Genomic DNA, 12,407 nt, shown 5'->3' on the forward strand with positions numbered 1-12,407 from the left:
AAATATGTATATTAAGTTAACTTTAGGTAATAAATATTATGGTAACTTCAATAAAACTTATTAAAGAATTACGAATGAAAACTGGGTCAGGTTTTTTAGAATGTAAAGTAGCGTTACAGAAGTCTAATGGAAACTTGGCTCATGCTATTGATTATTTAAGAACTGCTGGAGCGTGTTTAGCTGAAAGAAAAATATTACGTAAAACTAAATTTGGTCGAATATTTCTATACCAACAATCGAATCTAGGTGTTTTATTAGAATTAAATTCTGAAACTGATTTTGTTTCTAGTAACAAAGAGTTTGAGAATTTTGGACAAATGATTATTGATTTTGCTGGATCTAATAATTTATTTGATATAGAAAAATTAAATAATTTTTTTGAACAAAAAAAGATTTTATTAATTTCAAAATTTTCTGAAAATATTGTGATTCGTAGAATTCAATATTTAACAGGTAATATGATTACATCATACATGCATTTAGGAAAAATTGGAGTTATTTTGTCAGGAACTAATTCATTGAATTCTTGTAGTCAAAAAAAACATTTTAAATATGTAGCTATGCATATTGCCGCAACTAATCCTCGGTATTTATCTGAGACTGATATTCCTTCAGATATTATGATTCGAGAAAAAAATATTCAATCTCAAATCGCCGAAAAAACCGGAAAAAATCCTACTGTTTTACAGGCAATTATTCAAGGTCGAATGAATAAATTTATTAATGAAATTTCATTGATTCGTCAAAGTTTTATAAAAAATCCGAAGATAACAGTAGGTGAATATTTAAAAAAACATAGATTATCGATAAATTCATTTATACGTTTTCAGGTTAGTGAAAAGATATAATATTTTATAAATATGAATAATGTTAATATTTATATTCTATATGAATTTTTCGTTTTTTGATCTCAGCTAGTATAGAGATTTTTATTTATATGAACAAAACTGGTATATTTTTATGTATAAATCAAAAAAAAATAAATATAATAGAATTTTATTAAAAATTAGCGGTGAGTTTTTAAAAAGTTCAAACGAGAGTGGTATCAATTTTCTTTTTTTAAAAAATTTAATATCACAAATAAAACTATTAGTAAAATTGGGAATTCAAGTTGGTTTAGTTGTTGGTGGTGGTAATTTATTTCGTGGATCTGATTTAGAAAAGATAGGTATGCGACGAGCTGTCTCTGATCAGATTGGAATGTTATCTACTGTTATAAATGCATTATCGATTTATGAAATTATGAAAAGAATGAATTGTCAGTCTAGAATTTTTTCGTCAACTACTATAGGTGGGATTTGTGAAAAATATAGATTAGATGATGTGAATCAAGCATTAGAAAATAATTGCGTTGTTTTATTTTGTTTTGGTTTAGGAGTTCCTTTTTTTACTACGGATTCTTCTGCGTGTGTACATGGGATTGCTATAAAAGCAGATATTTTTTTAAAAGGAACTAAAGTAGACGGAGTTTATTCATCAGATCCGAATATTAATGAATCAGCTACGATATATCATCAATTAAAATATAAAGATTTAATTAATAAAGAATTAAATGTTATGGATTATACGTCGTTAATTTTAGCTAGTCAACATAAATTGCCAATTTTGGTATTTAACATGAGTAATCCGAAAATTTTATATGAAATTCTTTTAGAATCGCGCCAAGTTGGTACTTTAATTACGGAATAAATTGTCCGTTTTTATTATATTTATTTTGAAATGTATGATATGAGAGTAAAATATTATGATAAATATTTTAAAAGAGCGTGTTTATATTCAAATGAACAAATGTTTTCTTTTATTTCAAAAAGATTTAAATAAAGTACGTACTAATCAAATTTCTCCAGCTTTATTAGATTCGATTTATATAGATTACTATGGAGTGTCGACTGTTTTAAAAAAAATATCTAATATTATTGTAGAAAATAATACTACATTAAAAATTACTTTATTTGATATATCTCAAAAAAGTGCTGTTGAAAAAGCTATTAGAAATTCTAATCTTGGGTTAAACCCAGTTTCTCTTGATTCAGATATTCGTGTTCAAGTTCCGAATTTAACTGAAGATCGGAGAAAAGATTTAATTAAAATTATTTTTAATGATGCAGAAAATTCTCGTATCTCTGTTAGAAAAATAAGACGAGAAGCTAATGATCAGTTAAAAAAATTCCTCAAAATAGGTGATATAACTCAGGATATAGAGAAAGAAACAAAAAAAAACATTCAACAAAATACTAATTTTTTTATTAAAAAAATTAATGATCTTGTTAAATTAAAAGAAAAAGAGTTATTAACTATATAAGAATATTTTAGAATAGATTATTATTAATAATTTTTTTATATATATAATTCACAATGAAATTTTTTTTAATAAATATTAGTTTTTAATAAATACTGATTTTTTAAATACCTAATTAACGTAAAATTAAATTTTATTTTCTTATCTAATAGCTTATATTTAGGGAAATTTGGTATATACCGATGATGTTGAATAGTAAATTTATTACTTTTTAAAATAATTTTATTGATATATTTTTTTTTAAATTTTTTATTGTATAAGGAGGATAATTTTAAATGTATGTTATTTAAAAAATTTTTTTTTGTAAGTTTTTTATTTTTTTCTACTTTTGCCTCAGCCACTAATATAGATAATATGCATCGGATTTCAATACACGGAATTCAGAATATCCCTTCTCAAAAAATACTACAGATTTTAAATCATAGTTCTTTACGAAAAAATATACAGAATAACGCTGTAAAAAACATAAATTATTTATTTAATACGAAAAATTTTACTAATATACGTTTGGTAAAAAAAAATAATAAATTGATTGCTTTTTTAAAGGAATCCCCTTTTGTTGAAAAAATTAGTTTTAGTGGAAACCATTCTTTTTCAAATGAATATATAGATCAACTTTTACAGAAGTTTAATATTCAAGATAAAATTTTTCTTAATTTATATGATTTTAAAAATTTTTTATTTTTATTAAATAAAAAATATGAGAATAAAGGATATTTTAATGTAAAATATGATTTACAAAAAACTTTATTATCTAAAAATACTATAAATATAAAAATTATAATTTCTGAAAATTCTAGATCTTCAGTTGTAAAATTTAATATTTATGGAAATAAATATTTTTCTAAAAATAAATTATTGACGAGTTTATTTTACTGTAATAGAAGTTTATTCTATAATAATTTTATACTGCAACCCTACGATGGTTTTAAATTTAAGAAGTTATTAATAGATTTAAGAAAATTTTATATTGATCATGGATATTTAGACTTTAAAATTAAGGAAATAAAAAAAATTTATTCAAAAGATAAAAAAAAAATCAATATATATATTAATATTCATGAAGGAGAGAAGTATTTTATAAAAAACCTTTTTATTTATAATAAAAATAAAAATTGTTTTAATAAAAATATTAATGAAGTGATAAAATCCTTTAAGGGATCTCCACTTAATAATCAGAATATTAGTACAATAAAAAATAAAATAGAAGATATTTTTTTAAAATTAGGGTTTCCAAATATATCTGTATCATTACATGTAGATGTTGATCGAAATAATAAGAAGGTTTTTCTTTATACCTTAATCACTTTAAAAAAACGATATTTTATTGATAAAATATCCTTTTCGGGAAATAAGTATTTATCTCAAAGATTATTAAAAAATATATTTAATCATAATTCTAGATGTTTTTTTGATAAACAATCTATTAAAGATGTATGTTACCATTTATTTGAAACAGATTTATTTCAATTTATTAAAGTACATATAACGAAAAAATTAGGAAGTATAAATGATGTAAATGTTAATTATGTTATTCAAGAAAATTCAAAAACTAAAAATGTTAATATGTCTACTAATTATGATCCAAATAGAGGTTTTTTATTAAAATTTATTTTTTTAGAAAAAAATATTTTTAAAAGTGGGAATGAATTTTATTTAGATATTTTAAAAAATTTTGTAGACACTAATATAAAGTTACATTTATTAAAACCGTTAGGATTATTTAAGAGATTTGTTTTAAAATCAGATGCTTTTTTAAATATTTTAAGGAATAGTAGTCATCTTCCTCATAATTTTGCTAATAAAGTTTTTGGTTGTTGTACTTCTCTTTATACTCCTACAATACGAAATAAAACTCTAGCTTTATCTTGTGGATATGAAAATATCAGGATTGTAAATATTATTCCCCATGTTTCGTTATTTCGATATTTATCTTCATTATCAAAAAATCCTTTTTCAAGACGTATAAAAAATAATTTTTTTATTAATGATTTTTTCATTAAATATATATTTGATTTTAATAATATCATTGAAAAAGGTTTCTATAAAAAAGGAATGCATATGAAACTTATAGGAAAGTTCATGTTGCCATTTTCTGATAATTTTTATCATAAAATTTTTTTTAATTTAGATCAATATGTTCCTATAAGAAGTATTTTTAATGCAATTTTTCATAATCATTTAGAAGTTGGAACCGGTTTTTCTTCAGGATTTCGCCTTTTTCCATTGTATGAAAATTACAAATTTTTTAATAGTTCATTAAAGAGTGGTTTCAAAGATAATTTTATAGGACCTGTAGCAATTTATTATAAATTTATTCCTTATATAAATTCAAATAAAAATAGGACATCTATTTTAAAATTTTATCCTTCTACTGATTTTATTGGTGGAAATATGATGATTCATGCAAATATGGAGTTATTATTCCCTACTTTTAAATTATTTAAAAGGCTTTTTCGTTTTTTTCAGGCCGGTTGTTTTTTAGATGCTATAAATATTTGGGATACTCAATGGAAAAATAGTATTTCATTATTTTCACTTCATGAAACAGAAAATTTTAACAATCCTAGCAATACTTACATATCTACTGGTATATTTATACGTTGGCTTTCTTTTTTAGGGCCTATCACATTTGTATTTTCGAACCCCTTGCTTCCTAAAGATATTCCTAATCGATTTATAAATAAATTTGATGTGAATTTTACTTAAGAGTTTTTATAATTTACTGTTTTTTAAAAAATACTTTTTATCCATCAAATAGATTTAGAGACTTCATAATGATAAATTTAATAAATAAAAACAATATTTTTAATATCAGTGATATTTTAAAGATTTTGCCGCATCGTTTTCCCTTTATTTTAATTGATAAAATATTGGATTATAAAAAAAAAATTTATATAAAAGCTTTAAAAAATATTACTGCAAATGATTTTTTTTTTATGGGCCATTTTCCAAAAAATTTTATTTTCCCTGGTATATTAATGGTAGAATCAATTGCACAAGTAAGCAGTTTATTGCTTTTATTTCATGAAAAAAATCAGTTTTTAAAGAAAAAAAAGCTTTCATTATCAAGTATAAAAAATACTCGTTTTATACATCCAGTATATCCTGGGGATCAAATGTTAATAGAGGTTTTTTTAAAAAAGAAATTGTTTAATTTTTATTTTTTTGATGGTTCTATTATAGTAGATAATATTGTTATTTGTAAATCAACAATTTCTTTATCATTTTTTTAATTTTTTTAGGTAATTTATATTTCATATATTGTTTTTTAAAAAAAATATGATTGAGTAGATTTTTAAAAATAAAATAAATTGTTATTTTTATATAGTATTTTTTTATTTACGATTACATATTTTTAATTTTTTATAATATTTTATATTATCATTTTAGGTTATATATACGTATGAATAGTTTTGTACATATACGATCGCATAGCGATTTTTCTATGATTGATGGGTTAGTGAAACCTGAAAAGCTAATAGAATGTGCTAAAAAAATGAATATGATGTCATTAGGTATGACTGATGTAAATAATTTACATGGTGTTATTAAATTTTATTCTTCTGCTTGTAGATTAGGGATTAAACCGATAATTGGAATAGATGTTCTTGTATCATCACAGATAATTGATAATTTTAATCATAACTTAACATTATTAGCTTTAGATAATAAAGGTTATAACAATATAATAGAGTTATTGTCTGAATCGTATCAATCAGGGTATGATGATCGCGGTTTAGTAATAAAAATGAATCATTTATTGTGTTTTAAGAAGGGTTTATTGATTTTATCTGGAGGAATGTCTGGTGATATCGGTAAATGTATTTTTGACAATGATATAGATTCATTAAATCGCTGTATTGTTTTTTATAAAAAATATTTTCCTAATAAATTTTATTTAGAAATTTCTAGATTAGAAAAGCCTTATGAAGAAGAATATATTAGATATATTAAGTATATTTCTAGTATTCATTCTATACCAGTTGTTGCTACTAATGAGGTTTTATTTTTAAAATCGGATGATTTCAATGTGCATAAAATTAAAGTAGCTGTTTATAAAAAACAAACTATCATGGATAAAAAATTTATATATCCATATACTAAGAATCAATTTTTTAAAAGTCAACAAGATATGATCAGAATATTTAGTGATTTTCCTGAATCAATTATTAATGGTCTTGAGTTAGTTAAGAGATGTAATGTTATTATTCCTTCTGGTTCTTATTTTTTACCAATATTTCCTACAGGGTCATTGGACCCATATAATTTTTTTGTTCAGAAATCTATAAAAGGTTTAAAAATACGTTTGCGAGATATATTTCCTGATAAAAAAAAAAGAAATAAAATAAAAAAAATATATTTTTCTAGACTTAGATATGAATTATTGATTATAAAAAAAATGGGTTTTGTTAGTTACTTTCTTATTGTAATGGAATTTATTCAATGGGCGAAAATTAATGATATACCAGTAGGACCTGGAAGGGGATCCGGATCTGGATCTTTAGTTGCATTTTCACTTAATATTACTGAAATTGATCCTTTACAATTTGATTTATTATTTGAAAGATTTTTAAATCCTGATCGTGTTTCTTTACCAGATTTTGATATTGATTTTTGTATGGATAAAAGAGATTTAGTAATTGATCATGTTTCTAGAAAATATGGTAAAAAATCTGTTGCTCAAATAGTAACATTTGGAACTATGGCTGCAAAGGCTGTAATACGCGATGTTGGACGTGTTCTTGGTTATCCTTATGGTTTAATAAATAAAATTTCTAAATTAGTTCCTTTGGATTCAAAAATGAATTTAAAAAAAGCATTTTCTATACAAAAAGAATTAATAGATTTATATCATCATAACCATGATATAAAAAAATTAATTGATATTGCTAAAAAACTGGAAGGTGTAACACGTAATATTGGGAAACATGCAGGGGGAGTAGTTATTGCTCCTACTAAATTATCTGATTTTGTTCCAATTATCTGTGATTCTTTTGGTTCTAATCAAATAACACAATTTGATAAAAATGATATTGAGTATGTTGGATTAGTAAAATTTGATTTTTTAGGCTTAAAGACTTTAACAATGATTGATTCAACTATTAAGATGATTAACAAGACAAATAGGTTTTATAAAAAAAAAGAATTATGTCTTAACAAAATTAATCTTAGTGATAAAAAAAGTTTTTTATTACTAAATAAATCTGAAACTACATCTATTTTTCAGTTAGAATCTATTGGTATGAGAAGTTTAATTAAACGATTAAAACCAGACTCATTTGAAGACATTATTGCATTAGTAGCGTTATATCGACCAGGCCCGTTGCAATCAGGAATGGTCGATAACTTTATTAATCGTAAGCATGGATATGAAGTTATTTCCTACCCAGATTCTAAATGGCAACATAAATTATTAAAACCAATTTTAAAATCAACATATGGAATTGTTGTATATCAAGAGCAAGTTATGAAAATTGCTCAAACTTTATCTAATTTTTCACCTAGTGAAGCAGATATTTTAAGAAGAGCTATGGCAAAAAAAAATCCTAAAGAAATGGCTCAACAAAGAAAACTATTTCAATTAGGAGCAGTTAATAATTTCATTTGCCCTAATTTATCAAAAAAAATATTTGATTTATTAGAGAAATTTTCTGCATACGGGTTTAATAAATCCCATTCGACTACTTACGCTTTATTAGCGTATCAAACGTTGTGGTTAAAAGCAAATTATGCTCCTGAGTTTATGGCATCAGCTATGACTTTAGATATGACAAATACTAATAAAATTGTTAACTTAATTTATGATTCTCGTCGTATGAAATTAAAGATTATTCCTCCTAATATTAATATTAGTTATTATTCATTTTCTGTTAATTCAAAAAGAGAAATAATTTATGGATTAGGAGCGATTAAAGGATTAGGGAAAGCATCTATTGATATTATCATTTCGGAAAGAAGAAATAATAGTGCACCTTTTACTAGTTTTTTAGATCTTTGTGTTCGATTATGTTCAAAAAAAATAACACGACATATTTTTGAAATATTAGTTATGTCAGGAACATGTGATTGCTTTAAAGTATGTAGGATAAAGTTGTTTCAGAATATTGAATACTTTATGAAAGTAGCTAAACAAAAAATTATAGAAAAAGAATCACAACAAAATGATTTATTTCAATTTAATGATTTTTTATCATCCGAATATTTAATACTAAATAATAATACAAGTAATTTTGATAATTTAAAATTTTATCATTTATTTTTAAAAACTTTAAAATGGGAAAAAGAAACGTTAGGATTATATTTAACTGGACATCCGATTAAAAATTTTTTAAATGAAATTTCTTATTATACTAATGGAGTAACATTGAATCAGTGTGTTTTAAAGAATCAGACTTGTAGTATAGTATTAGCTGGAATGGTATTTGCGATAAAAATAGCTTTTACAAAGAAAAGAAAGAAATTTTATATTATTACTTTAGATGATTCATATAGTCGATTAGATGTATTTTTTTTCACTAATACTCATAGTAAAATAGATTTTTTATTTAATCAAGATAATATGATTGTAGTGTTGCAAGGGAAAATATCGTTTGATTCTTTTACTTATCGGTCTAGAGTATTAGTGAATAAAATATATAATCTTGAAAAAATTAGATCTAAAAAAGTTCGTAGAATTAAAATTTTTATTAAAAATCAATATTTTCAGAATTATAACATATTTGATTTATTGAATAATTACCTACAGAATAGAGTAAAAAAGGGAGATGTAGTTGTTTGTTTTCTTGCTCGTAAAAAAAAATATATGAACCATAAATTATTTAACTCCATATATACTATATATCCCGATAATAATTTTTTAAATTATTTAAAAATTTTTTCAAAAAAAATAATAATAAAATTAAATTTTTTTAAATAATCTTTTAATTTATAGATTTTTTTTAAATAATTCTAAATGAGAAGATATATTTTGTAAGAAATATCTTGATTATTATTTTTAATAACTAATTTATTTTTTTTATGATAAAAGAAATAATTTGATTTATTGGGACTTGTATTTTAGAATTATTTTTTCTTGAATAAAATTCAATTATTTTAGATGTAATATTATTATTGCTAATAATAATTCCATAAGGAATTCCTATAAGGTTCATATCAGCGAACATTTTTCCTATATTTTCCTTACGATCATCAAATAAAACGTCAATATTTTTATTTATTAGCTTTATATATATTGATTTTGCTACTTCTTTTACTTTTTTATTTTTATGCATATTAATAGGGATAATAAAAATCGTAAATGGAGAAATACATTTAGGCCATAAAATACCATTATGATCATGATTTTGTTCAATTATAGAAGCTATAATTCTGTTTATTCCGATTCCATAACAACCCATATATAATAATTTTTTATTATTTTTCTTATCCTGAAGAGAAAAATTAATATATTTGGAGTATTTTTTACCAATTTGAAAAATATGACCAATTTCAATACTATTTTTTGTTGTTAGCTGTTCTTCTTTTGTTTTATAATAAAAAATTTTTTTAATATTCTGAATAGTTATTATTTTATTAAAAAAAAATTTTTTATTCCATATAATTGGAATAAAATTTTTCTTTTTTATTTTTTTTTTTATAACAAAATATGACATATCGATAATTCTAGAATCTGCAATAATAAATATTTTTTTATTAATATAAAAATTTTTATTCGCATCTTCTTTATAGAAGTCATCTATTTTTTTATCTTTAATAAAATTAACAGGATATGAAAGAACGGGAATATTATTTAAATCTTTTATACTGAAAGTTTCATATTCCCGTATTAATAAAACAGCACACTTATACTGATTTTGATCACTTTTTGTTTGTAGAAAGTAAAATTTAATTTTATTAGATTTTTTGTTAAACTTATCTAAATGTACTGCGTGATGTGATTGATTAGAAAAAACTATTTTATCTTCTCCTGTATTAGATATTGCATGAAATTCATGTGAAACAGACCCCCCCATGATTTTTGAATCAGCTATAACAACTTTAAAATTTAAGTGAAATTTTTTAAATATTTTTATATAAATTTGTTTCATATTTTCATATGTTTTTTTTAATGATTTTTTATTCATATGAAAAGAATATGCATCTTTCATAATGAATTCTATCGATCGAATGACACCAAATCTAGGTCTTATTTCATCTCTAAATTTTTTTTGTATTTGATAAAATACAATTGGTAATTGTTTGTATGAATAGATTTCTTGACTAAAGATATGATTTATTGCTTCTTCATTTGTTGGATTTAATACATATTCTTGTTTTTTTCGGTTTAGAAAGTGTATTAACTCTTCCCCGTATAGTTTGTTTCGCCCGCTTTGACTCCATAAACTAATAGGATGTATTATAGGTATACAAATTTCGTGGTATCCATTTTTGTCCATAATATTAGAAATAATGTTTATAACTTTTTTAATTACCCTGTAGCCAGTCGGAAGCCAGGTATATATTCCAGAAGATAACATGCGAATCATTCCTGCTCGTAACATTAGTTGATGACTAATAGCTTCAGTATTGATAGGTTTTTCTTTTATGGTAGAAAGTAAATATTTAGTAGTATACATTTCAACTCCTTTAATATACAAAATAAATGTAATTAAAAAATTTTATGATTTTTATTTATTATAAATAAATTTTTCTTAATTATTTTAATTAAATGTAATATTTTGTATGTGAGTACATATAATATATATTTTGGATATAATAATAATTATTATATATTAATATTTTTAATATTAGAGTATTTAATTTATAATTATTAGTAAGTATCATAATACATGATCAATAAGTATAATAAAAAATATTTATAAGATAGAATTATTATATCTTGAAGAAATTAAATTTAAATAAAAATAATGAATATATGATTCATATAAGATTCATTTTTATAAATATTTTTTAATTTAATTAATAGAATTAGTAATTTTTTTCTAAAAAAAATTGAATTAATATTAAATAATTTTTAAGTAAGGTATAATTTGATGAGCAACAATTCATATGAAGATAAAACAGAAGAACCCACTCCTCATAAAATTAAAAAATTTAAAGATAGCGGAGAAACACGATGTTTATATGATTTAAATTCATTTTTTATATTACTATTTTTTTTTTTATTTTTTTATATAAATAAAAAATTTGTTTTTTTATATTTTATAAATTTATTTATATCTAGTTTAACGTTTAATTCAACTATAGCAAATATTGAAGAATTAACTTTTATGATTTTATTTAAGAACATAAAAATTTTTATTTTCTTTTTTTCAATATTTTTTTTTGGAATATTATCCATATTGGTTTTTTTGCCAACTTTTATTTATGGAAAAACTATTAGGATTAGATTTTTAGGAATTAGACTAATTTTTTTAAATTTTTTAAGTCATATTAAAAAAAAGAATTTTTTTAGTTCATTTCTTGAAAGTGTATTTATTTTTTTTAAAATTTTTTTTATTTCCATGGTTATTTTTTATTTCTTACATAAAAATTATATTTTATTATATAGGTTATCTAGATTTTCATTATTTTTTAGTTTATTTTTTTGTATTAATTTTATTTTTAAATATATTTTTATTTTAATAGGTTCTATTTTAGTAATAGCAATTATAAATACATTAATGCAGTATATACAATATTTGCGAAATATTCGTATGACTATTCAAGAAGTAAAAGAAGAGTATAAAGAATTAGAAGGTAATCCATTAGTTAAACAAAGAATTGGATTATTAAAACAAAAAACAATAAAAAATTTTATTGTACCTGAATTAGTACAATCAGATATAATTATTTTTAATTCAGTCGATTGCTGCGCTGTAGCTATAAAATATAATACAAAAACTATATCTTTTCCTAAGGTAGTGTCTAAAGGTTTAGGGAATTTTGCATTAAGAATTATAAAAATTGCAAAAAAAAATAATATTCCTATTTTTTTTTCAAAGTCTTTAGCTGTATTTTTATACTATCATACATTTCCTAGAAATGATATACCGGATAATATTCATAAATCTATTGTTTATATTTTGTCACAGGCTAAAAAATAAAATATTAAAAATTATTTTTT

At 21.9% G+C, this 12,407-nt stretch carries 8 protein-coding genes; 7 read left to right on the plus strand and 1 reads right to left on the minus strand.

Annotation, left to right across the window (positions count from 1 at the left end):
• Positions 1–38 precede the first annotated feature (38 nt).
• From tsf to dnaE, 6 genes are all read left to right on the plus strand, one after another.
• Complete coding sequence (gene tsf, locus EAO23_RS00750) at positions 39–848, plus strand: translation elongation factor Ts (protein ID WP_158349036.1); 810 nt, start codon at positions 39–41, stop codon at positions 846–848.
• A gap of 112 nt (positions 849–960) precedes the next feature.
• Positions 961–1,689 (plus strand): UMP kinase, encoded by a 729-nt coding sequence (pyrH, locus tag EAO23_RS00755; protein WP_158349037.1) that lies wholly within the window; start codon positions 961–963, stop codon positions 1,687–1,689.
• A gap of 55 nt (positions 1,690–1,744) precedes the next feature.
• Positions 1,745–2,302 (plus strand): ribosome recycling factor, encoded by a 558-nt coding sequence (gene frr, locus EAO23_RS00760; RefSeq protein WP_158349038.1) that lies wholly within the window; start codon positions 1,745–1,747, stop codon positions 2,300–2,302.
• 276 nt (positions 2,303–2,578) lie between these two features.
• Positions 2,579–5,008: an outer membrane protein assembly factor BamA gene (gene bamA, locus EAO23_RS00765; RefSeq protein WP_158349039.1), complete on the plus strand. Its 2,430-nt coding sequence runs from the start codon at positions 2,579–2,581 to the stop codon at positions 5,006–5,008.
• A gap of 68 nt (positions 5,009–5,076) precedes the next feature.
• Positions 5,077–5,535, plus strand: coding sequence for a 3-hydroxyacyl-ACP dehydratase FabZ (fabZ, locus tag EAO23_RS00770; protein WP_158349040.1), 459 nt, complete (start codon positions 5,077–5,079; stop codon positions 5,533–5,535).
• Positions 5,536–5,705: 170 nt separating this feature from the next.
• Positions 5,706–9,218, plus strand: a complete 3,513-nt coding sequence (dnaE, locus tag EAO23_RS00775) for a DNA polymerase III subunit alpha (RefSeq protein WP_158349041.1) — start codon at positions 5,706–5,708, stop codon at positions 9,216–9,218.
• 85 nt (positions 9,219–9,303) lie between these two features.
• Here the strand turns inward: dnaE and proS are convergent, their stop codons facing one another.
• A complete protein-coding gene (gene proS, locus EAO23_RS00780) occupies positions 9,304–10,917 on the minus strand; it encodes a proline--tRNA ligase (RefSeq protein ID WP_158349042.1) in 1,614 nt (537 codons plus the stop codon).
• Positions 10,918–11,334: 417 nt separating this feature from the next.
• Between proS and EAO23_RS00785 the strand changes: the two genes are divergently transcribed.
• Positions 11,335–12,387 (plus strand): EscU/YscU/HrcU family type III secretion system export apparatus switch protein, encoded by a 1,053-nt coding sequence (locus tag EAO23_RS00785; RefSeq protein WP_158349043.1) that lies wholly within the window; start codon positions 11,335–11,337, stop codon positions 12,385–12,387.
• Positions 12,388–12,407 lie beyond the last annotated feature (20 nt).

Origin of the sequence: Buchnera aphidicola (Cinara strobi), assembly GCF_900560745.1 — a bacterium.
Taxonomy (GTDB): Bacteria; Pseudomonadota; Gammaproteobacteria; order Enterobacterales; family Enterobacteriaceae; genus Buchnera_F; species Buchnera_F aphidicola_AJ.

Coding starts and splice junctions, on each gene's coding strand:
- bamA (WP_158349039.1), top strand. CDS start 2,579: ATGTTATTTAAAAAATTTTTTTTTGTAAGTTTTTTATTTTTTTCTACT.
- fabZ (WP_158349040.1), top strand. CDS start 5,077: ATGATAAATTTAATAAATAAAAACAATATTTTTAATATCAGTGATATT.
- EAO23_RS00785 (WP_158349043.1), top strand. CDS start 11,335: ATGAGCAACAATTCATATGAAGATAAAACAGAAGAACCCACTCCTCAT.
- tsf (WP_158349036.1), top strand. CDS start 39: ATGGTAACTTCAATAAAACTTATTAAAGAATTACGAATGAAAACTGGG.
- frr (WP_158349038.1), top strand. CDS start 1,745: ATGATAAATATTTTAAAAGAGCGTGTTTATATTCAAATGAACAAATGT.
- pyrH (WP_158349037.1), top strand. CDS start 961: ATGTATAAATCAAAAAAAAATAAATATAATAGAATTTTATTAAAAATT.
- dnaE (WP_158349041.1), top strand. CDS start 5,706: ATGAATAGTTTTGTACATATACGATCGCATAGCGATTTTTCTATGATT.
- proS (WP_158349042.1), bottom strand. CDS start 10,917: ATGTATACTACTAAATATTTACTTTCTACCATAAAAGAAAAACCTATC.